This is a genomic window from Pedobacter miscanthi, assembly GCF_032678605.1.
Lineage (GTDB): Bacteria > Bacteroidota > Bacteroidia > Sphingobacteriales > Sphingobacteriaceae > Pedobacter > Pedobacter miscanthi_A.
Window position 1 is genome coordinate 134,028 of sequence record NZ_JAVTSU010000005.1, and the last position, 25,507, is coordinate 159,534.

Below are 25,507 nucleotides of genomic sequence, written 5' to 3' on the forward strand. Positions count from 1 at the left end.
TCATGAATATAATCAAAAATAATAGGCTGAAAGTTATCATATTGCTTTTGACGATCACTTTAGGCAAAGAATCGATAGCGCAGGTAGCGCCCCATAAAACCCAGTTTTTCGAAAATAATGCATTGATAAACCCTGCTTATGTAGGTGCAAAAGCAACCGGATCAGGGGTTTTAACTTACGCATCACAATGGAATAAGGTAGAAGGATCCCCTAAAGTTATCTCAGCTGTGATCAATACCCCTTTGTCGGAAAAAAGCGGTATTGGAATCTCCTTTCTTAACGATAAAGCAGGCCTGATAAACCGTACAACTGTGCTGGCCGCATATAGCTATAAAGTGAGATTTAACGAAACCAGCGCTATCCGCTTTGGTCTTGGTGCAGGCCTCATAAATGATAAGTTTAGCCGCTCCGATATCAATTCTCCTAATAGCAGTTCCGATCCTGCATTTAACAATTATAATAACCGCCACGGATTGTCGTGGAAGGCGGTAACCGGAGCGATATTTACAAACAGAAAGTTTGAAGCGCAATTGTCATGGCATGATTTGAACAATCAACTGTCGAACCGTACCAATACAGTTAATGATCCAGGGTTGACAGCTAGCGTATCGTATAAGATAAATCTACTGGACAGTGTTAATTTTCGTTCCCTGGTGGGGATCAGACAGGTTAATGGATATGGTAGTTATTATGATATAGGCTTTAACGCTGAATATCTAAGATTACTGAACCTGACTGCCCTTTACCATACCAATAAATCTTTAACGTTTGGTCTGGGCCTGAATTTAAGGGATAGGACCCGTTTCGTTTTTCTTTATGGTACGCAATCTTCTCAGCAGGGTAGTGAAATGGGGGAATCATATGAAATCTTACTTGCCGTTCCTTTCCGACTAAAAAGATAGCTCTAATTTATTTACGTGAAATAGCTGTCTGACAGAAATGTTGGACAGCTATTTAAGGATTACTTTATAGGAGACCACAGATAATTTAATAAGACCGTTGATCAATTTCGAAAGCTTATTTGTTCTGCTGGGAGATTAGATACTTTAGCTACAGATCAGTCTGTAAATTTCCAGTCGGTCTTCAATTTTCCTAAATCGTTCTTCAACATTCTTATTTTTATTGTTCATATGCATTGTATTTAGTAATATCTATGCTACAGATATAGCACAGTTTAAGTGTATGCTTAACACTGACGGTTACAATGGTTTGATAATATTCATCCAAGTATACCGTCAGTGAATTGCAGCAATTAGATCAGGGGCTCCCTTAATTGATAATCTGCATAAGATATGCGGTCACTTCATCAGGTTTGGTAAGCATTGGGCAATGACCGGAGTCAATAGTAAATACATTTTTGATTCCTGCTGTAGCTACCATTTTCTTTTGCAGGTCAATTGTTATCGCGTGGTCCTGTTTGGTATAGATGTAATATTTAGGGATTAGGGCGAAGTCGGGATTCTTTAGGAATACCTTATCTGCCTGTGGAGCGATCGGCTCAGGGCGGTTGTTCTCAATCAATAATTTTTTAACCTGCTCATTGCCATCTTGGGCAAAGACACCCATGATTTTGTCATTAGGTATGCTGGCCAATACCCCGTCGGCAGAAATGGTAAGGGCAGGGCCGAATTGTGAATTTGGATCCATTGAGGTCAGATCGAAGATGGATTGTTTGTCGGCGGGAACAAACCCAGCAAGGTAAACCAGCTTTTCGATGTGGCTGGGAATTTCATCGGCGACCGCGGTAATGATCGCTCCACCAAGGCTATGGCCAACCAACACGACAGGTCCGTTAATTGCCTTTATGGTTGAAATTACTTTATCACGGTAGGTGTTAATACTGATGGACGCAGGTGGAGTCTGGTCCTGGCCATGACCCGGTAGTTCTACAACAACTACTTTGTTTCCAGATGCTTCTAAGCGCGCTTTTACGAACTGCCAGGCATAAGGAGCTTGAAAAGCACCATGGACAAACACAAAGGTTTTAGGCTCAGGTGAGGTGGTGTCACCATCTTTCTTACAACCGGTAAAAGCTAAAAGACACATAATGCCTACTACAAATGAATAAAGAAGCGGCCTGGCCATGTTTTTTTTAAATATTGTTTTCATATCAACTAAAATTATTTGATGCAAATCTGGCCAGCATTAAAATTCTATTTTTTCACTTAAGTTAATTTTCTATAAAGATCAGTTTGATAACTTGCACAAAAATACAGACAAGCCCTGGATGCTATCTGTAAGATACACGGCCGCTGCTTTTTCTTGCTGACTACAAATAGCTTCAGATTTATAAATTCTTTTTCAATGTCAATATTTTGATGAAATTCTATCTGACAATTTTTTTGTTTCTCATGGTAACAGACTGTTCCGTTGCCCAACCTTTTTATTTCAAAAATTTTCAAGTTGAAAATGGCTTATCGAACAATTCAGTGATATGTAGCTTGCAGGATAAAAGGGGGTTTTTATGGCTTGGAACCAAAGATGGACTCAACCGGTTCAATGGATACCAGTTTAAAATATTCCGGAACAGTCCGGATGATAAGCATAGCTTAGGCGGTAATTTTATACATTCCCTGCATGAAGATATCGCCGGTCAGCTATGGGTCGGCACAGATCGTGGGCTTTATAGGTTTGATCCGGTAAAGGAAACCTTTAACAGGTTTGAGGCAGCACCGACCGAAGAAATCAGGGAAATTAAATCTGATCAGGATAATAATCTATGGTTTATAGCGGGAATGACTTTATATAGATATAACAGTCTGACTAAACATTGTACTGTATACCCTCCTTCGCGGTATTTTCAGGCAACTTCTATATGTATTGTGGGGAAGAAGGTGTGGATTGCAAGCGCTCTCGGTGATATCATTGACTATGACCTTATAAACAGCCATAAGGGAAAAAGCTCAGTTTTTGGTAGTTCAATATCAGGGAGCTCCAGATTTATCGAGCGTATCTTTGACGCCGGGAACGGCCGTCTTTTTATCAGCACCCTAAAGCAAGGGGTAAAGCTCTTTGATACAGGTACGCATTCTTACCGGGAGCTTCCGATGGTAAATGAGAATTATACCCCGGTATTTGCCCGTGATATTATCCATATGGAAAGGGACGAATTTTGGATAGGAACAGAGTCAGGCATTTTTATTTATCAGATGAATACCAATAGCTATGTTCACCTTAGGAAACAGTACAACAATCCATTTTCACTCTCTGATAACGCAGTCTACACGCTGTGCAGGGATAAGGAAGGTGGGATGTGGGTCGGGACGTATTTCGGAGGGGTAAATAGGTATGCTACACAGAATGCGACATTCGAAAAATATTTCCCCAAGATTGGGGAAAACGCGATAAGTGGAAATGCGGTCCGTGAAATGCAACAGGACAGCAAAGGAAATATTTGGATCGGCACCGAAGATGGTGGTCTGAATAAGCTGAATCCAAAAGGTGGGTTTACCAGTTATCAAACATCGAGTAAAGCTGGAGCGATCTCTACCAATAACATTCACGGTCTATTGGTCACGGGAGATACCATATGGATAGGGACTTTTGAAAATGGACTGGATATCTTTAGCATATCAAAGGAACGTGTTGTCAAACATTTCGATATGGGTGATGGATTATCTGGGCTAAAAAGCAATTTTATTTATCAGATTTTTAGGGCGGAGAATGGCGGTATCTGGCTGGCAACGGGCAGGGGAGTGTATACATATGATTTTTTAAAACATCGCTTCCAGCGGTTTTCCGCATTTCCCGATTTGTTTTATACGGAGATTTATGAAGATAGTGCGCATAACATATGGGCCGGAACTTATAACAATGGAATTTATGTTTATAATAAAGCTACGAAAACTTCTGACAGGATCTGGGATAAGAAGCTCCACAAGCATGTTCTCTCTGATGAACGGATTAACGCAGTCTACGAAGATGGGGCCCACAGGATATGGATTGGCACAGAAAGGGGCTTATATAGGCTGGAAAAGGACAGGCAGGAGTTAAAGAAATATAGTGTACAGACAGGTTTACCAAGTGACGTGATTTATGCGATATTACCTGATAAATATCATCGGCTGTGGATCAGTACCTCAAAAGGTCTGGTTTGCCTAAATCCATATTCGGGTAACCTTGATGTGTTTACAACAGCTAACGGACTATTAAGCGACCAGTTTAATTACCGTTCCTTTTGCAAAGACGGCTCGGGACGGCTATATTTCGGAAGCGTCAAAGGTCTGATCCGTTTTTTTCCTTTTGTGAACAGTGAAAAGTATACTTCCCCCAACTATATTACGGGAATCCAGATTGATAATAAAGAAATAACGCTCAATACACCCGGTTCGCCCCTTAAGAAATCTATTTTGCTGACCGATACAGTTAGATTGGATTATTGGCAATCTTCCTTTAGCATCGATTTCGCCTCTTTGAGCTATACCTCCCCGCAAACTACACGATATCGTTACAGACTGGAGGGACTGGATAACCGCTGGACCTTACTTAAAAATAACAGGCGAGTGTATTTTACCAGGGTAGCACCGGGAAGTTACCGGTTCAGTTTTAAATCTGCTAATTATACAGGGGCATGGAGTCCTGAATCAAAGTCTCTTACCATAATTATCTCCCCACCTTTTTGGGCAGGCAGATGGGCCTATATTCTGTATATCATAATCGGGGGCGTGCTGATCTATCTGATCTTTAAGAATTATAAGAGGAAGGTTGATAACCGTCATAAGCGAAAGATTGAAATTTTAAGATCCCGGCAGGAGAAGGAGGTTTATGAATCTAAAATCTCGTTCTTCACCAATGTTGCCCATGAGATACGCACACCGCTCAGTCTCATTATGGCCCCTATGGAAAGGGTGATCAAAGAGGCAAAGAATGTCCCTGCCATCCAGTTCAATCTGACTATCATGGAAAAAAATGCCAACCGTCTTTTGGAACTTACTAATCAATTGCTGGATTTCCGTAAGACGGAGGTTAACGGTTATGACTTAAATTTCGTGCGTACTGACATCAATGAATTGCTAGGAAGCATATTTGTACGCTTCAGGGATATAGCTGACCAGCGATGTATCGACTACCATCTGTTTTCTTCAACTCAGAGTTTTGAAGCTTATATTGATAGAGAAACCTTCGCAAAGATTATCAGTAATCTGATAGACAATGCAATAAAATATGCGGCAAGTGGCGTTTCTATCCATGTGATTTCCCCTGGGGATAACATCGGAATATTTAGTATTCTGGTGAAAAATGATGGACAGTTAATTCCGCAAGATAAGGCTGAAGAAATATTTGAGGCATTTTATAGGCTGCATTCTGCGCAGAAATCTGTCGGAACAGGTCTGGGACTTCCATTATCACGGTCGCTTGCTGTACTCCACAGGGGCACCTTATCATTACTGCCGTCTAAAGATCAGATGAATACTTTTGAACTCGTATTACCAATTCATCAGGAGATTGAATTTGACGTTAACCAAACAAATCATGAATAAACCGACGATACTTTTAATTGATGACAATGAGGACATGCTAATGTTTCTTCAAAATGACTTAAAAGCAGATTATAATATTTACACCTCTACAAATGGGAGGGAAGCATTGGGTATTGTAAAGCATAATGAAATCGAGCTGATCATAAGCGATGTAATGATGCCTGAAATGGATGGCTTCGGGTTTTGCCGGCTGATCAAGTCTGATGTCAACTTCAACCACATCCCAATAGTTTTACTAACCGCCAAAAACACACTAAAAGCTAAAATAACCGGCCTGGAGCTCGGTGCGGATGCTTACATAGAAAAGCCCTTTTCCCCAGAGCACCTGCATGTGCAGATTGCAAATCTATTGTCTAACCGTAGTAAAATCAAGCTTCATTTTGAAACCCCTCCTTTGGGGCAGGCCCCTGGGCTGCTTAGTGCCGAGGATGAAAAGTTTTTATACAAAATCAATCTTACCATATCAGGGAACCTTAACAATCTTGACTTGGATGTTGATCTTCTCGCTGAACTATTGAATATGAGCCGTTCTTCACTTTACCGAAGGATTAACAACCTCTCGGCAATCACGCCCAATGAACTGATCAATACCATCAGATTGAAAAAGGCTGCGGAATTTCTGGAACAGGGAAACTTAAAAATTTACGAAATAGCTGAAAAAGTGGGGTTCTGTTCGCAGACACACTTCGGACAGAATTTTTTAAAATATTTCGGAATGACACCTTCCCAGTACACAAAACAAAAGAATAGCGGGGAGTGACCACTGGATATTAACAGGTACTTGAAGTCCCAATTTTTTTCGCAATTCTTAATATTGTCCCAATATTTCTAGATATTGTTTCAACCTACCATCCAGACGGTTATAGCTCGGATAAGTCAATTACTTTAGTACCTCAAACCGAATAGAATAACTGCCGATCCTTTTGAATCATAGAACTCTTTTATGGAATTGTTAAATAAAAAAATGGCTTTTGCCTTTTATGGACTGTTTCCCTGTATTTAAGTTTCGGGCAATAGTCCGCAGATAAAAACACAGGAGAAACAAGCTTATGAGGTTTTCGCTATGGCACAGAACTGTAGGCTGCATTCAATAAAAATTAAACAAAAGCATTGTAGAGCAATTTTTAATACTAACCAAATAACCTAATTATCATGACAAAAAGCAAAAAAAAGCCGTTAAGGGCGCTTATTCTGTTAACGGCGATGCTGCCGCTAACTTTTACTTTCTCCTGTAAAAAAACTGATCAATCGGTAACAGCAGATAATACCTTTTCCAGGAATCAAAACAAGGATCTCTCATTGGTATCCGCGGTAAACGCAATCACTTATACACTCCCAGCCAATAGTAACAGTGCAGATTTTCAAGCACTTATTAATGGGGCGGTTGCCGGGGATATCATCTTATTGGAAACAGGAAGCCACTTTGTAACCAATACAGTTAACCTTCCTGTAGGAAAGAACAATATTATCATTAGAGGCCAGGCTGGTGCCGTGATCAGAAAAGCACCCAATACTGTTCCCCATGCTGCGATTACCATATCAGGCAACTATAATACTGTCGATCTGGTTGAAATAGACGGAGGAAACCTGCCAGAGGGCGGTATCATCATCTATGGTCTGCGCAATACAATATCCAATAGTAAGATACATAATTGTGGTAATGCAACAGCAAAAGGTGCAGGCATACTTATCCATGATAAGGGGACACCCGTATGTGCCTTGAATACAGTTATCGGCTGTTCAGTCTATTATAATTATATGGTTGGCGTATCCCAGCATGGGCATTCTGATGGAGTCATCCGTGATAACAGAATTTACGAAAATGGTGCCGAAGGCCTTACAGTCGATATACAGAGCCATAACAACTATGTCTACAATAATACCATCGATAAAAACAATAAGTTCAACCGTGGAGTAGGGGGCATAGGCATTGATGATTCGAATGGGAACAGGGTCCATAACAATACTGTTTCAAATACTTTTTACAGGAGTGGGATCACCTTCCAGAACAATATTGGCGGATGTGATGGAACTAGTGTTGCCAACAATACGCTTATCAATAATGCAGGTTACGGGATTTTACAGCGCTTCACCGATTACGCCAATACTAACACCGGAATTACCGGTAATATTTATTCAGGTAATACATTAGGTAATACCTATATCCAATATTGATAATTATGGGCCGGCAAATGATTATAGAAATATAAGTGTAGCATGTAATAGCAGATAGTACAGTTCTCTGTTGGCACATGCAACTGCTGAATTTTTGCCGGCCCCTGATTAACCAAATAAACAAACAATAGAATAATTAATTTTTATGAGAAGAAAAATACTCGATATCAAGCAGGGGGGGCTCCCTTTGAATAGCCTCTTTTACAACATAGTATTTAAAAGAGGGGTACAAACTTTATTGTTATTTCTCTTTTTTATGAGCCAGTTGCAGTCATATGCCCAAACGACAGCAATAACCGGGGTGGTGACCGATGATAAAAATGAACCGATAGCGGGCGCTGTGATTAAGCTAAAGGGAACAAATGTTGCGACTTCCTCAAACAGTGAGGGTAGATTTACGATAAATGCCCCAGAGAATGGTACTTTGATTTTTTCATACCTGGGCCTTGAGGGGCAGAGTTTACCCATCAATAAACGGAAGACTATCAATGTACAGCTTAAAGATGCCAGTTCTGCCCTAAATGATGTAGTTGTCGTGGGGTATGGTACAGTCCGTAAAAGCGATCTGACAGGGTCGGTCTCTAAATTACAGGTTAAGGATCTTGAGGAATATCCTGTGACTTCAATTGATCAGGCTATCCAGGGTAAAGTATCCGGGGTGCAGATTGTTCAAAGTTCGGGAAGTCCTGGCGCGGGACTGAGCTTTGTTGTACGGGGCGGAAACTCGCTGGGATCAAATCAACCATTGATCATTTTGGATGGCTATCCGATCGATCTGGGCAGTGGTAATGTGTCGCTAGGGGCCAATGGTGAAGTTGCCAATCAGCCTGGACAAAATCCTTTGGCAACATTAAGTCCAAATGATGTTGAATCTATTGAAATCCTCAAGGATGCTTCGTCTACTGCAATTTATGGATCCCGCGGTGCAAACGGTGTTGTTATCATAACGACAAAACGGGGCAAAAAAAATGCAGAGCAGATCAGTTTCGGTTACCGTACAGATGCATCGACCGTAAGGAAAAAACTCGGCGTACTGGGTACAAATGATTTTATCACATTTGCCAATGAGGGGGCAAAAAATGATGGTCTGGATTCAATATATAAAGCTCCAGCAATCGCCCGTTTACAGGGCATTGACAATAACTGGCAGGATCAGATCTTTCATACTGGGATTACTAATAACTATCAGCTTTCTGTTTCAGGCGGAGATGATAAAAACAAATATTTTCTTGCTGGCGATTACACAGATATCAATGGCCCGGTTTACAATTCAGCACTGACCAGGGGCAATATCCGTTTAAACTATGACCGCACGGTAAATAAAGCGCTGACTGTTAAGTTTAACATTACTGCCACCAAATCGACAGCTAAATTGGGTTTAAATTCTGCCCAGTCAGGTCTGCAGTCGGGAAACGTGATCAGTAGCGCACTTTTGGTCCGCCCGTTGGTCAACGCAGTAGACGAAGCAGGGGAGATTGATCAGGCAGTAGCAGATAATCCCATTACCGTCCTTAGACTCCAGAAGGATATTACAGCCAATGATCTGGTTTCAGGAAACTTTACCGCTGATCTGAAATTAACAAAGGATCTGATCTTCAGAACAAATTTCGGAGCATACACAACAAATACGCTGCGCCAGACCTATAGCCCACGGGGAACCTATATTGGGGATCAATTAGGTGGCTATGCTTTCCGTGGACAAAATACAAGATTCAATTATCTTAGTGAGCTGACCCTGAATTATCAGAAAGTAATCAAAAAAAATTCGATCAGTGCAGTAGCGGGCTACACCTATCAGAAGTGGGACCAAAAAGGACTCGGGACATCTGCCTCAGGTTTCCCCAATGATAACCTGACCTATGAAAGCTTTCAAAGCGCAAAATCACCAGGTACAACCACAACTACGCATCAGCAATGGGCATTAGCTTCCTTTCTTGGACGTATTAACTATGCTTACGATGATAAGTACCTATTAACCCTTACCGGAAGGGCCGATGGTTCTACAAAGTTGGCTTCTGGGCATAAATGGAGTTTTTTCCCTTCAGCTGCCCTCGCCTGGAAGGTGAACAAGGAAGAGTTCTTCAAAAATATTACCTTCATCAGTGCGCTTAAACTGAGGGCCAGTTATGGGGTTTCGGGTAATCAAAATATTGCTGTTGGTGCTACACAGACTACTCTGGGCGTTGATGCATATGTTATTAATGGCCAGATCGTAAAAGGATATGTTCAGAACAATATCGCAAACCCGGTATTGGGCTGGGAGACAACAAAACAGTTTAACATAGGAGCTGATATCGCGTTTTTAAAAGACAGGTTCCAGCTCGAGATAAACGCCTATCATAAACGTACAGATGATCTGCTGATTAATCTGCCAATTCCGGCAAATACAGGCTTTACAAATTACCTTTCCAATGCAGGGAGCGTTGAAAACAGAGGTCTTGAGTTTGATCTGACCGCGCAGATTCTGAAATCGAAATTAAAATGGAACGTAACGGGAAACATATCCTTTAACCGTAATAAACTCGTTAGCCTTGGTCCATTGGGAGATGACGGTAAAATTTTTGGCCCTAATTATCTTAGTGCGGGAAGTCTTCTCAACCAACCGATCCATGTTGCCCAGTTGAACAAACCTGTCGGCTCGTTTTATGGATACCGTATAGACGGCATTTACCAGGATGCAGCGGAGGTAGCGGCAGGGCCTGAAGCATCAGTTGCCAAACCTGGGGATTTTAAATATGTGGACATCAATGGTGATAATGCAATTACTGCCGATGACCGTCAGATCATCGGAAATCCAAATCCTGACTATATATATGGTCTGACCAATAGTTTTACCTATAAAAGATTTACCCTATCAATTTTTGTGCAGGGCAGTGTTGGTAATGATCTGATCAATCTTAACCGTTTCCGTTTGGATGCGCTGACAGGAGCTACCACCAATGTGAGCCAGGCAGCATTTGACGGACGATGGACCGGACCGGGAACAAGTAATTATTATCCGAGAGCGAAATCAGGAGGTGGCTATTTCAGTTCCCGTTTTTCAGACTTTATTATTGAAGACGGTAGCTATTTCAGGGTGAAGAATATAAATATCGGCTACAATGTTCCGGTGAAACACTTAAAATGGGTTAAGGATATCAAAATATTCCTGACCGGTACAAACTTATTTACCATAACTGACTATTCAGGTTATGATCCCGAAGTTAACGCAGATTATGGCGCTGGCCTAACCCAAGGTGTTGACAACGGATCCTATCCTCAATACAGAACTTTTACAGCAGGTATAAATTTAAAATTTTAGGTTATGAAAAAGATTAATCTTATATATATATTGTTGATTTCTGCCTTTGCTTCCTGCAAAGTAGATGAAACAATTTACGATCAGGCAACACCCGACAATGCTATTAAAAGGCCGTCCGATATTACCAACCTGATGACAGGTGTTTACAGTCATTTGAACACCCCCCCGGGATTTGGACGGGATATTTTATGGTCTCTTCACCCCTATGCAGATGACATTTCCTCCACCGTGACCTTTGAACAGGGCATCTGGGGCAGGAAGTTGACGATCAATTCGGGAACGCCATTTGTTAATACCATTTATGTCAATTTTTATCTTACTATCAGAGACGCAAACGGTGTCATTGATGCGGTGGAAAAAATCACCTTGGATCCTGTTTTTAAAGCCAGAACAAAAGGGGACGCGCTTTTCATAAGGGCATTTTCATATTTCAATCTCGTTCAGTTGTATGGCGGGGTTCCTTTGACGATTGCTTCTGTTAACGCGGGCTCAGACTTTTATCAACCCAGAAATACTGTCGATCAGGTTTACAGTCAGATATTTTCTGATCTTCAGGAAGCGGTAAACAGTTTACCTACCCGCACAGACCAGCCTGCAACGGAATTTTACCGGGCAACAAAAGGTGCAGCGCAGGGTTATCTGGCCAAAGCTTATCTGACCTATGCAAATTATCTTGATCTCCATAACCGCTCCCAGGAGTCGAGATCGTTTTATGAGAAAGCCAAGATCGCTGCAGATGCCATAATCAACTCTGGACAATATTCGTTGATAAGCGACTATGGCGCCCTTTTCGATGTCAACAAAGAAAAAGCAAATTATGCAGAGGTGATGTTTGCCATTCCTCATACACGTGATGGCTCAGACATATCGCTTTTCGGCGAGGGTACTTATCTGCCTGGCACATTTTTACCTACAACATATCCCAATTCAACAGGTACCAATACAAAAGCGGGTAACGGGTTCATGAGGATTCAGCCCTGGTTTTTTGAACGCTATACCAAAGGCGATTTTGTTAATGACTACCGTGTGGAAAGAACTTTTCTCTCAAAATGGAATGATGCAACGAATAAGCGTCATGTTTCTTATCCTTTAGCTTTTGTCGCTGCAGATACACGGGAAACATCATCCTATTTATTCAAATATGTTGATGGTGCCGGACTCTCTACCAATGGACATGAAAATGACTTTTATCTGCTTCGATATTCTGAGGTTTACCTGATCAAAGCAGAAGCTGAAAATGAGCTTAACGGCCCATCGGCCGAAGCGTTAACCGCATTCAATGCGGTTAGGGCCCGTGCGAGACTTGCTAACGGGGTTGCAAGGACAGCGCCTGCAAACGTGACTAACGGAGTTTCGAAGGAAGATTTCAGGATGAAGATTTTTGATGAGCGTGGGCTTGAATTCGTTGGGGAATTTAACCGGTTTTTTGACCTTATCAGAATGAGATATACAGACAATAAACGCACCATGTATGAATACCAGTTCGGGACATTTTTACCGTCCCTTGTACCGGGGCTTCCAAAGAACTCTGCTGGTATCTGGCAGGGTGGAGGAGTGACCGAGGCGACGAACATCATACCGTTTAATGCTAAATATCTTTTGCTGCCAATGCCAGCAAATCAGATTGCTGTCAATACGAAATTGACGCAGAACCCTGGGTGGTAGCGGTGGGTTTTGATAAACCGACATTTGAATCGGTAATAGATTAAATATTAACTGATCGGTCAGGATCCTGGTAAGGGATTCCGGCCGATCTTGTTGGTGACAAATAGCCAATACAAACGCTTTTTGTTATTATAACATTGCCCAGCAGTAATTTCTACGTATAATTATTGCCGTTAGCTGGTTAACACAATTAAATAAAATCGATGAAAAAAATATTACTGTATTTTTTATTTTCACTTGCCCTCATTCAGGCTGACGCGCAAATAGCATACACTATGGCGTCAGACATTCCGTATTATGAAAATACAAATACTGCCGACAGTTACCGAAACGAAAAATGCAGACTTGATATTTATTACCCAAGTACATTTAATAACTTTCCTTTGGTTATCTGGTTTCATGGAGGCTCCCTTACTGGAGGTAAAAAGGATATACCCAAAGCATTACTGGAAAAGGGCTTTGCTGTAGTTTCCGTAGATTACCGGTTGTCGCCAAAAGTGACTGCTCCTGCCTATATCGAAGATGCCGCGGCAGCGGTAGCCTGGGTATTCAAGAATATTAAAAGATATGGTGGAAATCCTGATCAGATTATTCTCAGTGGACATTCTGCCGGCGCTTACCTTGGGCTGATGATCACACTAGATAAATCCTATCTAGGGAAATATGGCATAGAGCCAGACCGCATAGCGGAACTTGTGCCCTTAAGTCCCCAGGCAATTACACATTTTACCGTCAGATCTGAAAATGGAATAAGTAATCTCCAACCGACAATTGATAAATATGCGCCACTTTTTTTTGTTAGGCCAGACGCACCTAAAATGCTCTTGATTACGGGTGACAGGGAAATCGAATTATTAGGCCGATATGAAGAAAATGCTTATTTACAGCGTATGTTCAAGTTGTCCGGGCACAAGCAGTGCCGCCTTCTGGAACTGCAGGGATTTAACCACGGGACAATGGTGGAGCCTGGCCTGGCACTGCTCATTGAAGAGGTCAATAAGATGAAATCAATGAAAAAAATGGACCATTAATGATCTATTTAGGCGCCGCATTTAAACCAAATGATTTGGGGATTCCTCGACCTGTACACAGCTTTTTGATTAACTTTTTTTCGAAGATTTATGCCTGCAGAATTTTAGGGGACCGTTTCGGGACAGAAATATTATCAACAAAAATGAAAAGGGGTACAGCAATTCCTCTAAAATTAATAACTATCAACATTTTTCTATGAACAAAAAATTAAGCTTTCTAGGAAGGCGGAGCGCCTCTTCTAATTCATTCCGAAATTACAGATTGACGAAGTCTCATTTACGGTTATTTATAGCATTTCTGGTTCTTTTCGCCGGAGAAGTTTCCCAAAAGGCCCAAGCGCAACAGGTATCTGCAGCATCTTTTGAAAAAGATGGGATATGGTCAAAAGAAAAAGCTAATAACTGGTATAAAAATCAGCCTTGGCTGGTAGGAGCTAACTTTATACCAAGCAATGCTATCAATCAACTGGAAATGTGGCAGGCGGATACTTTTGATCCTATTTTAATCGACAAAGAATTAGGCTTGGCGCAATCACTTGGAATGAATACCATGCGTGTGTTCCTTCATGATTTGGCATTTCAGGAAGATTCGGCTGGATTTATGCAACGTCTGGATACCTTCCTCTCAATTGCAAAAAAGCGACATATCAGGCCGTTAATTGTTTTCTTTGATTCCTGTTGGGACCCATTTCCCAAATCAGGAAAGCAGCATGCCCCAAAGCCTTACACACACAATTCGGGTTGGGTTCAGAGTCCTGGACAAAATGCATTAAAAGATTCGACGCAATATGGCCGTCTGCAGAACTACGTCCAGACAGTAGTTTCTAAGTTTAGAAATGATGACAGGATATTGGGGTGGGACGTTTGGAACGAACCCGATAACATGACTGGACCGTCGTATGAAAAGGTTGAGATCGTAAATAAAGTTGATCTTATTATTCCCTTGCTTAAAAAATCTTTCTCATGGGTACGTTCTGCTCACCCTGTCCAACCTGTAACCTCAGGTATCTGGGTAGGGAACTGGTCGTCAGATGGAACTTTGAAACCAATTGAGAAACTACAGCTTGATCAATCAGATATTATCTCCTTTCACAACTATGACTCAGCTGCGGAATTCGAAAAACGGATTGTATATCTTCAACGCTATAGCAGGCCGATAATCTGCACTGAATATATGGCCCGTCCAAATGGTAGTACCTTTCAGGCTTTTTTACCGGTAGCTAAAAAATATCATGTTGGTATGATGAACTGGGGTTTTGTCAATGGAAAGTCCCAGACTATTTACCCTTGGGACAGCTGGACCAAAAATTACACCTCAGCACCTGATTTATGGTTTCATGATATCTTCAATACCGATGGTACGCCGTACAAAAAGGAGGAAACAATGTTTATCCGCTCGATCACAACTAAAACAAACAGACAAAAATAAATTATCACGATGCCTTGAATGCCGCTACACCCATCATTAGGAGGTGGCGGCATTTGATGTTCGGTTAATGTCTTTTCTAAAAGGGAGTTAGTAAGAATGGGAAAGGTTGCAGCAAGCTTATTTCTTATCAACAAGAATAACCAAAAACCATTTGAAGTATATCTTGATTTATGGTCTGAAATATTGTATATCTTCATTTGCACACATTTTATTTTTTGATATACTTACGCTCTCTGTGTAATTTCCTGGTTCGCTCAGAGTGCTAATGATAATTTTTCTAGCATCCGGTGACTCGTTTTGTTACTAATTGTAATATTTATAGTATCATGAAACCTATATTTCAGAGCCCTTGACGTAACCGGCTAAGAAAGACAGGAGTGATGGCAAGATAAGACGCAATATGTTTTTGAGCAATGCGTAATTCTAAGCCAGGATATCTCCATCGAAAATCCAGGTAGCGTTCCCGTGCGGTCAGTGATAATGATGATGTAATACGATGTTGGTAAAGATTAAATCCGTTCTGGGTAAGGATTCTGAAAAATCTTTCAAATTTTGGATTATGCATATAAAGATCTTCGAGAACTCGGTAGCTCAAATATAATAACCGACAATTTTCAAGAGCACTTATATTATAGAAGGCAGGCTTTTCACCCGAAAAACTGGCAATGTCCACTGCCCACCAATTTTCAGGCATAAAAAGCATATTATGTTCATTTCCCTGTTTGTCGGTGTGATACATACGCAGGCATCCTTCGCTAACAAAGTAAATGTGCTTGCATACTTCACCCTCGCGCAACACAATTTGATTCTTGCGAATACGAGTTTCCTGAAGAAGGGAAACAACATGTGCTTCTTCTTCAGTACTTAGGTTAATATGTAGGGCGAAATTTGCAAGGATCTTTTGGTACATCCGTTTTTAGTATTTGGGCAAAAAGCCAACTATTCGTTTAATTAACCCTTTATCATCAAACTCTATAAAATCTCTGCCTATGTACAGACCTTTTTCAGGAATGCTCATTTCCCAGCTATAGTAACAAAGTCTATCAAAATATTCGGGCTCTGTTAACACAGAGAATGTCATGCCAGGCACTTTTTCATGAGTTTCAATCACAAGCTGAGCCAACTGTTCTATGCCAGTTATTTCTGGTGTTACCCTATCGGTAAAGGTAACTTGAGAATTACAGACCTCTTGGAATACTGCTTTTATTTCTTTAACATATGTTTGGTTCCAGGCCTTAACATATGTCCTGATTGTTTCATCTATATTTTTCATACAACAAAGAAAACGAATTGCCTATCAAAAAAAGTTAATGTAGTTTTATAAATTTAGTAAAATGCAAGTTTTTTACTTAGATATCAAACATGTACAGAAACTGACGTGGTAGTCCTTAATAGTTGTAACAGTTAAGGCCAATCTTTTATAAGATGCTGTAAAGTAACAGTTTTAACTGTTTGCTAACTTTTGTTTTTTACTAATCTTTTTAAAAATAAAAGAAACATCTTCAATAGCAGCAAGCCCGAAAGTCCAAAAAAAGTAATAGGTGTGGTTTTGATAATATGAAGGCTATTCTTCAACTATTTAACACCTGTTCGATAGCGGGTGAGGTAATCTCAAGCTAGTTTATTTAACTTTGAATTAAATGTACGGGCATCTAATTTAAATTTATATCAAATGATCACAGAGGGATTGATGAAACAGATTAGTTTTATTAAAGAGATTGACAAGCTAAAATATATTCAACGCCGGACTAAACTGTTCAACAGTGAAAGGTGCGAAAATGATGCTGAACACAGCTGGCACCTTGCGATGATGGCAATAGTTTTAGCAGAACATTCGGATAAGCCTGTTAATATCCTTAAAGTGTTAAAGATGGTCCTGATCCATGATCTTGTGGAGATTGATGCTGGTGATACCTTCATTTACGACACATCGAAAAACCATACCAATACGGATGAGGAACGTATAGCAGCCATAAGGATTTTTGGTCTTTTGCCAAAAAAGCAGGCAGAAGAATTTATTGCCATTTGGGAAGAATTCGAAGAAGGGATCTCAGATGATGCAAAATTTGCAAAAGCTATGGACAGGCTTGAGCCTTTGCTCCAGAATACATCAAATAACGGAGGGACATGGAGAGAGTTTAATGTACCATATGAAAAAGTTTATGCAAAGAAAAAAGCGATCAAGGAGGGGTCCTCTTCCATTTGGGCATATGCTCAACAGCTGCTCAATGAAAGTGTCGAAAAAGGAATTCTTAAAAAATAATCTTTCTTTGGTTTAGATATCCAAAGGGGATTGTAATCTAGCTAAGCCTGTGGAAGCTAATCGGAATCTTATGGCACTGGCTATGTAAGTAGCAAATTTTCAGAATACTAACGAACCAGACTAGCCTCGACAATATAAATGTTGAGGGAGAAAGCTTTTTTTAAAGATCTGCAAGTTTAATGACGGCTTGTTACTATTCCAACGCAATTCTCACGGCCATTTCGGCGTGTATTTTAGTTGTCTCAAATAGTTCAACCTGCAGGTCACTTGGTTTTATCACAAGTTCAATCTCGGTACAACCGGCAATTATGCCTTCGGCCCCCTTTAAAATTAAATTTTCAATAATTTCCAAGTAGCGCTGTTTCGAGCTTTCGGAGATAATGCCCCTGATCAGCTCACTGTAAATAATTTCATGTACATCGCGCCTTTCATTCTCCTCAGGGACAATTGTTTCAATACCATACTTGCTTTGAAACCGCCCTTTTAAAAAATCATCTTCCATTGAAAATCTGGTAGCTAATAATCCCAGTTTTTTTAGCTTCTTATTTTGGATCGCATTAGCGGTTGCGTCTACTATATGTAATAATGGAATGTTTACATTCTGTTGGATCTCTCCGGCAACTTTATGCATGGTATTGGTGCAAAGCAACATAAAGTCAGCGCCACCGCGCTCAAGGCGCTGAGCGGCGCTGATCATTTTTTTTGCCAAAAGATCCCATTCACCCATATGTTGTAAACTGGCTATTTCGGCAAAATCTACGGAAAACATCAGGCATTGGCATGAGTGAATTCCATCAAGTATTTGCTGCACTTTACGGTTTATTACCTGGTAGTACAGATCCGAGCTTTCCCACGACATTCCGCCGATCAATCCAATAGTTTTCATAAAATTTCAAAAAAAACTGCAAACTTAAAATTACCATACGTGAAAAGATACGCACACGATCAAATATCGGCTATAAACCGGACACAAAATTTAACTTAAGTTAAATTTGTACTATAATGTACCTGTTAGTCCTAAAAAAGAAAGCTATTTTCAAGCTCTTTTAATCCAAATTATGGGTTTATAAATTGCTTATTCGTCCAAATTCGAAATGTTTAGAAGTAAATTTCTTTAGGAATCTAGGCTTTAATTTGATAAATAGCGACCGGATGCCTGATGGAAGTATCGTAAAAGTTATTCTTATAAAATAAACTTCTAAGCTGGGGGGAACCAAAATTGTGCGTTCTGTTTGTGCAGTAGTATTTAGCTGACTGTATTTTTTCGGGCTTTTGTCTGAAAATACTTATCCCGAAATTACGCTGTGTAAGAGGTTTCAAAGTTTCTTCCCTCCTTTATATGGACACGGTGTTGTATACCCCAGCCGATCATCGCAAAAATAACACTTTCAAGGCTTTGGCTATAGGGCGAGAGCTGGTATGCAATACTGCTTTTTAAGTCTTCTGTGCTTACCTGTCGCTTTACGAAACCATTAAGTTCTAGTTCTTTTAATTCATTGGAAAGAACTTTTCCTGAAATACCTGTTTTTCGCTGTAGTTCATTAAATCTGGTATGGCCTTGTGAAAGCGCTATAATTACTGGCAGTTTCCACTTACCGCCAATAACATACAGCGAGTCGTTAACGGCCTGTAGTTTTTCGGCACAGGATAGTTCCTTGATATCGATGTTATTAATCATTTGTAGACCAAAATTAAAATGTTACCAGTAAAGATAGCAATGAGGAATACAAAATTTATGCCCGTTCTTTTATTTAACTATAGCATGATAATCAGAATTAGATAAGATATTTCCCGTTTGCCATACCATTGCTATGGAAAAAAAGTATATGCAAGCTCCGAGACCTAATTGTTCAATGCCAATAAATTCACTAGAAAATGATGTCAACTTACCTTTAGGTAACCAGTAACCTAGGGGTAAGCTTAGTTCTTTTTAAAGCTTATTCAGGATACATTTGCACTGTTATGAAACGGAAAAATGTAATGATGTATACAATTATCTCAGTTGCAATAGTAGGCCTAGTTTTGGCTATACTATATTTTTATTTTGCTTACGCGCCTTCTCCAAAAGAACCTCAACTAAGCTCAACAATAAAGCGGGAGGAAATAATTTCGGGAAAAAGTACCCGGACCTATCTAAGCTATCATGCTAAGAATACCGGCCCGAGTCCTGCGCTTTTGATTGTTCTGCACGGAACGGGAATCGATGGAGAAAAAATAAGAGCCTGGACCGGTTATGAGTTCGATGAGATGGCCGATAGATATGGTTTTTTTGTTGCATACCTGGATGGTTATAAAGGGGACTGGAATGATTCCCGTAAAGGGGAATTTTCAGAAACAAAAAAGAAAAAAGTAAATGATGTTAAATTTATCAGGGATGTAATAAGCCGGTACGAAAATAAGTTCCATGTAAATCCAGCAAAAATCTATGTGTTTGGATATTCCAGCGGAGGAACAATGGCCTTTAGGATGGCAACGGAAAACCCGCAGATGTTGGCGGGTATTGCTACAGTTTCCTCCCAATTGCCAATTCCTGAACAAAGCATCTGCACGCTTCCTGATAATTTGCCCAAAGCACTACTGGTTCATGGTTCCGGAGATTCAATCTGTCCTGTTAATGGTGGTGAATTAAAGTTGTTCGGGAGAAAATTGGGCTTTGTTATGTCCGCGAACGCTACAGCGCAGCAGTTTGCGCAGCGCAACGGGATTAAAGGTGAACCGATAAAAACCAGGCTACCACATCTGGATGTTGATGATCCAACAACTGTTGACAGCTATGTCTGGTCGGTGGCTAATAAAACGATAGTGCAGCAATACATCATTAATGGTGGAGGTCACGTCATTCCTCAGCCTTCAGTACAATTCCCTAGAATACTAGGTAGAAAATCCGGGGATTTGAATGTACCTGAAAAAGTTGTCGAATTTTTTGGACTTCAGCATAAATGAGATGAGTTCTCCATCTAAGGAAATAGTCGTTCAAGAAGATGTTCTATTCTACAAGTAACTTCATAATCAACACTTTTAACGACGAACGTGCCATACTTTTAGGCACGTTCATTGGTGTTATTATCTAAGCGTCAAAGTCGGTTGAACAGGAAACTTCTCTCCAGTAATCCATTTGAGAACTCAATTCATCTATTTTGCTCTTTGCCCTATTGAAAGAATCACTGCCTAAAAATAGATTTATTGGTGGGTTCCCACTGTCTACCAGTTTCAGAAATACATCGGCGATCTTATTTGGGTCACCTAGTTGCTTCCCGTCCATGCTGTTCATCTTTTGATGAGACTCACGCAAATAGGAATAGTCATCAATCTGGATTTTATTATAGGCTATTGAATCAGCTTTTGCGAAATTTGTCCTGAACCAGCCCGGTAAGACATTTGTAACCTTTATGCCGAGCGGTTTAAGATCGTTTGCCATTGCCTCTGTTAGGCCGCTGACAGCAAACTTGGCGGCGCAGTACATAGACCAACCTAAGCCTGGCGCAAAACCCGCAATAGACGAAATATTTATAATATGTCCCGAACGTTGCTTGCGCATGTATGGAAGCGCTTGTTGGACCACCCGGACAACTGCAAAGAAGTTCACTTCGAAATTCTCCGAAATTTCATGTTGGGTGAGTTCTTCCAGCGCTCCGCCAAGTCCATAGCCGGCATTGTTTACAACAACGTCAATGCTTCCAAACCTATCAACAGTTTTCTTGAAGGATTCGGCAATGGATGACTCACTTTTCAAATTAACCTCCAATGGTAGGAACCTTTCGCCGAAATCTGCAAATTCATCAAATCCGGAAATGGATCTTGAAGTTGCAGCTACTTTATGCCCCTTTGATAACAGCTGCAGGGCAATGGCCAGACCCATGCCTTTTGATGCCCCTGTTATATACCAAATTTTTGTATCGCTCATAATATTTATTTTTGTACAAAGTTATCTCTTGGTAATGCCAACGGTTTGTTATTATCAAACGGATATTTGTCAAATTCAAACCTGCCGAAAAGTGGAGGGAGTTAATTTTGTTTGTTTTTTAAAAAAATTGTTGAAGTGGGCCTGATCTTCAAATCCAAGAACATAACTTATTTCGGCAATATTCCAACTGGTATACCTCAGTAAAGCCTTAGCTTCGGCGGTGATGCGTTCAGAAATTAGTTGTGTTGTAGTGCGGCCCGTTGTTTGCTTGAGCGCACGGTTAAGGTGATTTACATGCACTGATAGTTTCTCAGCTACAATCTTGGGCGAGCGGAATCCAAAGCGCTGAGCCGTATTTTCAATAGGAAACTGGCGTTCCAACAGCTCTGAAAATACTGAAGCTATCCTGTATCCTGCATCTGGATGCGCAACAGCCTTTACTGATGGCTGTAGCTTTATTGCAAGATAGATCAGTTCGCTTACATAATTTTTGATCAGTTCAAATTTATAGTTGTAGTCAGAATCCAGCTCTTTGATAATCTTTTCAAAAAGTTTTTCAATCTCTATGCTTTGATCTTCAGTTAAAGCGAATACAGGGTGGTTTGCAGATGAGAACAAGGGTAGATCGCCCAGGTTTATGCGGAGGTTTTCCCTGAAAAATCCATCCCTGAAAACACAAAAATACCCAGTTGTGTCCTGGGACATCGGTTCGTAGGTATAGGGAACATGTGGGTTGAAAAACATTAGCGTATTGCCCCCTACTTCGATGCTTCTGTCGCCATAATGAAATATACTATTGCCCTTCAGTAACATGATTTTAAAAAAATCTCTACGGATAAAATTAGGGGAGGTTCTTAATGCTTTAAGTTGTTCCTCAACACGGAAAACATTGAACTGGCCCGTATTCATCGTCAAATCGTTTGAGTGGCCAGGCAATTTATGTCTGTAAAATTCTTCGATAGATTCTGTTGTTTTTACCATACTTTCCAGTTATTCAAATTTAAACTTTCACTGGTCCTAAGGTCAGAAAAATCACTGAATGGATTATATGATCTGAATAAGTTTTTCTGCCGATTCTTTTGCTATCAGGGTTAATTCCAGTCGGAACTCGCATCACCCCATAGCTCGCCAGGTAAATAAATACCCATAAATTGAAAATTTACGGGGTTGGAGAAAAATGCCTATTTTTTATTTAACATCAGTTTCAATATATTTTATATTTGATATCGAAACCATTGCGGTAAACACCATGGTAAAGATAGATATCATTGCCATCGAAGCATAAATTTCAACGTGTGCGGTGCGTACAAACCCTTCCAAAACTACCCCTAAGCCTACTGTCAGATATACTACTGATGCTTCCAGCCAATAACTTTTCTCTGTTGTTACTGCGTCCTTACTAATATCATTGTTTTTTTTCGAAATGAATAAGGTGAACATTTGCATAAAAACATACACAACAAAAACCCACCCGGCAAAATTACCTATCGGAACACCGAAGTACGCGCCTCGTTGTTCCCAAACCCAGTCTGAACTAATTGTAGAAGCCTGAGGGTCGCCAATGAGGTCAAACATGGTCATTATAATTCCTGTTGCAATGGGGATGCTAATTTTATAAATGCCAGTAATCTTTTTCCCGAAATTCCCTATGACCATTTGGGCTACCGTCCAAGATATATAACTTAAAGCAAAATACATGGCCATGATAATGATAGGAACATCGAGCACTCTTGGCCCCGGCATTCTGCCGTAATGATAATGTCCGAAAGGAAAGCCGGTATGTATGCTTAAAGTTTCAAAACCATTACTAACCAACCAGGTAATTACAAACCAGATGATCATATTCTTTATGCCATATCGCTGAGTTCCATGAATCCAGGCAAAAATAATCATAGGAACAAACATGACTGCTTTAACAGGAATAAAGGGTACATCCAGTCTCACCAGAGCCGTTAAAATTATAAATAAAATGATAGCCCCCCATTTGATATATTTTACAGTATTTCTTTTGACCTTACGCTGTGGGGTATGAGTAGGTGAATTTAATTCTATCTCCTTAGTAGTCATAATCAGTTTTTTTTCTTAATCAGCATTATTTTTCCTCTAGGTTTATGTTGGTTTCTTCTTGTTTTAAACCCGTTAGTTCGATACTTGATTTCCATAACTCTGCCTGTAAAGCACTATTGTAAGAATCAGCCGATGAGTTTGCTACATGACCTCGTTTGAAATATATGCCGTTTAACGCTTGTAATTCTTTCGAATATGCCAATTTAGCCAGCCTTTTGCCAGACGTTGCAGCACTAAATGTATCTTTCTTGCCAAAAAGAAGGGATAACTGTGTCAGCATACTGGCAATTAAACGCATGGGCGTCGGAAGTGTTCTGAGGAATCCCGTACCTGGCACCTGTCCCGGATCAAAGGCATTAACCCTGATCTTTTTGGCGGCTAATTTATCATGGAGGATATAAGCTGTTAAAACGTTGCAGAGTTTTGAGGTCGAATAACGCTGTTGTGCTGCAGCCATTCCACTTTTATTTGTCGTCTCGGGAAAAGCCAGTTCTTTGCCGCTTGTATATATCGGTGGCGCAATGCCAGTATTATTATTGGGATCATGCACGCCGCTGGAAGTAAATGTAATACTACCGTTTGGCTCTACAAAGTGCAGCAATAATAAAGTCAGGTAAAATCCACCAAGGTGGTTCGTTGCGAAGGTTATTTCAAAACCGTCCGTACTGTATGCTGTTTCACCCATAAATATGCCCCCGGCATTGTTTATCAATGCAGATACTACAGGGTCAGGCAGCTTTGCAAAGTCGGCTGTAAATTTTTTTACAGATTTCAGTGAAGCTAAGTCCAGTGGCCAGCAAACTAAATTCTGATGGCCGGTTTTGTGCTTTATTTTTTTTACGGCCTCTTCGCCGGTTTGTACATTTCTGCAAGCCAGGATAATTTGCGCATCTTGCACTGTACTTGCCAGCTGTAACGCACACTCAAAACCTATTCCACTGTTGGCGCCTGTGATGATTATTGATTTCATTTGAAATTCGATTAATATTTGGATAAATTCTTGTCTTTTTACGTAAAACCTGAACAATTGTTAGCTGTACGTTATTACGTCCAGTCGAATGACCGAACCCATCCTTAACCAATAGTTTACTTGCATTCTGATTTGACCAGATCAGGCATTTCCCGTATGGCCGCAATTGCTTTTGACCAAGCTGTGTCTCCGGGATACAACTGGCTTCGTAAATATGACCAGGTAAGCCGCTGAATTATGGCTACACCTTCAGGATTTTCGTCTTTTGCCTCTGCCGCATCATATCCTGATATCCCGCCTAAATTGTGTAAGGCGCCGCTGAAAGTCAATAAGCATTTCGGAGCAGGACTTAGCTTATATGGATCTGCATGCCATTGTGGTCCCCGAACGGTTTCCTGGGCTGAGGTATCCTTATCACCTGTAATAATTAGAGCCGGCGTTTTCATTTCAGAAAAGTTCGGATTGTAAAATGATGGACCTGCTCTAAGTGCGATTGGGTTCAGATCAGTACCACCGTTTCCCGGTCCGCTCAGGATTACCCCGGCCTTAATGCGCTTGTCTGACAGATCCACTTTTATCCCCTTTTCATCCTTGTTTTGCTCGCCTAAAAGCATCCCTGCAGTAAAGCCCCCCAATGAATGCCCAACAATTGCAATACGGTTTTTGTCAAGCCTACCTTTGATTTCCGGAACCTGATTTTCGATAGCGCTAAGCTGGTTAAGGATCATTTTAATGTCTTTGGCTCGGGAACGCCAGAACAGAGGACCTTCTGGCCCCATAGGATTAAGCTTCAGACTTTTGGAATCCAGATGCGTCGGCTGAATCACTATAAATCCATGGGCAGCATAAAAGTCTACCAGGGGACCATAACCGTAAAGGGAAGAAAGGTAATTGGAGTTGCCATGTCCATGGGAAAGAATTATAACAGGCAAATTTTTGCCCGTTCGTGGCGCAGTAATCCGAACTTGAAGATTAACCACACGTCCGGGACTGGATAAGGTTATAGGACTGATTGCTACTATGCTTGTAGCAGGGCTTACCGGGATTTTTGAAGCTCTGCCAATCAATGGTTCTTCCATATGACGGTTTGCCGATGATGCTGCCGTTTGGCTCTTGACAATTGTTGAGCAGCTGACGAAAATTGCCAACGCCGCCATTGTGATATTTATTTTTTTCATTATTTAAATTGTTGATTTTTAAGTGCTTGTATGTTTTTTTGGGG

General features: G+C 40.6%; 20 protein-coding genes. 10 read left to right on the plus strand and 10 right to left on the minus strand.

Features of this window, described 5'->3' with window-relative positions; translation table 11 throughout:
* Positions 1-2: 2 nt before the first annotated feature.
* Positions 3-902 carry a PorP/SprF family type IX secretion system membrane protein gene (locus R2R28_RS09380; RefSeq protein ID WP_316825417.1) on the plus strand — a complete coding sequence of 300 codons (900 nt, stop codon included), beginning with the start codon at positions 3-5 and terminating at the stop codon, positions 900-902.
* 367 nt (positions 903-1,269) lie between these two features.
* Here R2R28_RS09380 and R2R28_RS09385 read toward each other — a convergent pair whose 3' ends face one another.
* Positions 1,270-2,109 (minus strand): alpha/beta hydrolase, encoded by an 840-nt coding sequence (locus tag R2R28_RS09385; protein WP_316825418.1) that lies wholly within the window; start codon positions 2,107-2,109, stop codon positions 1,270-1,272.
* Between the two features lie 209 nt (positions 2,110-2,318).
* Here R2R28_RS09385 and R2R28_RS09390 point away from each other — a divergent pair, with 209 nt between their 5' ends.
* From R2R28_RS09390 to R2R28_RS09420, 7 genes are all read left to right on the plus strand, one after another.
* Positions 2,319-5,480 (plus strand): two-component regulator propeller domain-containing protein, encoded by a 3,162-nt coding sequence (locus R2R28_RS09390; RefSeq protein ID WP_316825419.1) that lies wholly within the window; start codon positions 2,319-2,321, stop codon positions 5,478-5,480.
* Positions 5,473-6,240, plus strand: a complete 768-nt coding sequence (locus R2R28_RS09395; RefSeq protein WP_316825420.1) for a response regulator — start codon at positions 5,473-5,475, stop codon at positions 6,238-6,240. Before R2R28_RS09390 ends, R2R28_RS09395 begins: the two co-directional genes overlap by 8 nt.
* Positions 6,241-6,632: 392 nt before the next feature.
* The gene (locus tag R2R28_RS09400) at positions 6,633-7,655 is read left to right on the plus strand and encodes a right-handed parallel beta-helix repeat-containing protein (protein ID WP_316825421.1); all 1,023 of its coding nucleotides are present in this window, start codon (positions 6,633-6,635) and stop codon (positions 7,653-7,655) included.
* 145 nt (positions 7,656-7,800) lie between these two features.
* On the plus strand, positions 7,801-10,956 hold the full coding sequence (locus tag R2R28_RS09405; protein ID WP_316825422.1) for a TonB-dependent receptor: 3,156 nt from the start codon (positions 7,801-7,803) through the stop codon (positions 10,954-10,956).
* A 3-nt stretch (positions 10,957-10,959) separates the two neighbouring features.
* Entirely contained in the window at positions 10,960-12,621 is a 1,662-nt protein-coding gene (locus R2R28_RS09410) for a RagB/SusD family nutrient uptake outer membrane protein (protein WP_316825423.1), read from the plus strand.
* Between the two features lie 203 nt (positions 12,622-12,824).
* On the plus strand, positions 12,825-13,652 hold the full coding sequence (locus tag R2R28_RS09415) for an alpha/beta hydrolase (protein ID WP_316825424.1): 828 nt from the start codon (positions 12,825-12,827) through the stop codon (positions 13,650-13,652).
* Between the two features lie 196 nt (positions 13,653-13,848).
* Positions 13,849-15,081, plus strand: a complete 1,233-nt coding sequence (locus tag R2R28_RS09420) for a cellulase family glycosylhydrolase (protein ID WP_316825425.1) — start codon at positions 13,849-13,851, stop codon at positions 15,079-15,081.
* A gap of 340 nt (positions 15,082-15,421) precedes the next feature.
* Here the strand turns inward: R2R28_RS09420 and R2R28_RS09425 are convergent, their stop codons facing one another.
* Both R2R28_RS09425 and R2R28_RS09430 read right to left on the minus strand, forming a co-directional pair.
* Positions 15,422-15,991: a Crp/Fnr family transcriptional regulator gene (locus R2R28_RS09425; protein WP_316825426.1), complete on the minus strand. Its 570-nt coding sequence runs from the start codon at positions 15,989-15,991 to the stop codon at positions 15,422-15,424.
* 6 nt (positions 15,992-15,997) lie between these two features.
* Entirely contained in the window at positions 15,998-16,354 is a 357-nt protein-coding gene (locus R2R28_RS09430; RefSeq protein WP_316825427.1) for a hypothetical protein, read from the minus strand.
* A 399-nt stretch (positions 16,355-16,753) separates the two neighbouring features.
* On the opposite strand from R2R28_RS09430, the gene R2R28_RS09435 reads away from it, so the two are divergent.
* Complete coding sequence (locus tag R2R28_RS09435) at positions 16,754-17,344, plus strand: HD domain-containing protein (RefSeq protein ID WP_316825428.1); 591 nt, start codon at positions 16,754-16,756, stop codon at positions 17,342-17,344.
* Positions 17,345-17,537: 193 nt separating this feature from the next.
* Here R2R28_RS09435 and R2R28_RS09440 read toward each other — a convergent pair whose 3' ends face one another.
* Both R2R28_RS09440 and R2R28_RS09445 read right to left on the minus strand, forming a co-directional pair.
* Complete coding sequence (locus R2R28_RS09440) at positions 17,538-18,230, minus strand: aspartate/glutamate racemase family protein (RefSeq protein WP_316825429.1); 693 nt, start codon at positions 18,228-18,230, stop codon at positions 17,538-17,540.
* 411 nt (positions 18,231-18,641) lie between these two features.
* Positions 18,642-19,022: a helix-turn-helix domain-containing protein gene (locus R2R28_RS09445; RefSeq protein ID WP_316825430.1), complete on the minus strand. Its 381-nt coding sequence runs from the start codon at positions 19,020-19,022 to the stop codon at positions 18,642-18,644.
* A 284-nt stretch (positions 19,023-19,306) separates the two neighbouring features.
* On the opposite strand from R2R28_RS09445, the gene R2R28_RS09450 reads away from it, so the two are divergent.
* Positions 19,307-20,287 (plus strand): alpha/beta hydrolase family esterase, encoded by a 981-nt coding sequence (locus tag R2R28_RS09450; protein WP_316825431.1) that lies wholly within the window; start codon positions 19,307-19,309, stop codon positions 20,285-20,287.
* A 124-nt stretch (positions 20,288-20,411) separates the two neighbouring features.
* On the opposite strand, the gene R2R28_RS09455 is transcribed toward R2R28_RS09450, so the two are convergent.
* The 5 genes from R2R28_RS09455 to R2R28_RS09475 form a co-directional block, all read right to left on the minus strand.
* The gene (locus R2R28_RS09455) at positions 20,412-21,248 is read right to left on the minus strand and encodes an SDR family NAD(P)-dependent oxidoreductase (protein WP_316825432.1); all 837 of its coding nucleotides are present in this window, start codon (positions 21,246-21,248) and stop codon (positions 20,412-20,414) included.
* Positions 21,249-21,323: 75 nt separating this feature from the next.
* Entirely contained in the window at positions 21,324-22,229 is a 906-nt protein-coding gene (locus R2R28_RS09460; RefSeq protein WP_316825433.1) for a helix-turn-helix transcriptional regulator, read from the minus strand.
* Positions 22,230-22,436: 207 nt separating this feature from the next.
* A complete protein-coding gene (locus tag R2R28_RS09465; protein ID WP_316825434.1) occupies positions 22,437-23,315 on the minus strand; it encodes a carotenoid biosynthesis protein in 879 nt (292 codons plus the stop codon).
* 25 nt (positions 23,316-23,340) lie between these two features.
* Positions 23,341-24,285, minus strand: a complete 945-nt coding sequence (locus tag R2R28_RS09470) for an SDR family NAD(P)-dependent oxidoreductase (RefSeq protein WP_316825435.1) — start codon at positions 24,283-24,285, stop codon at positions 23,341-23,343.
* A 116-nt stretch (positions 24,286-24,401) separates the two neighbouring features.
* The gene (locus tag R2R28_RS09475; protein ID WP_316825436.1) at positions 24,402-25,463 is read right to left on the minus strand and encodes an alpha/beta fold hydrolase; all 1,062 of its coding nucleotides are present in this window, start codon (positions 25,461-25,463) and stop codon (positions 24,402-24,404) included.
* Between the last annotated feature and the right edge of the window lie 44 nt (positions 25,464-25,507).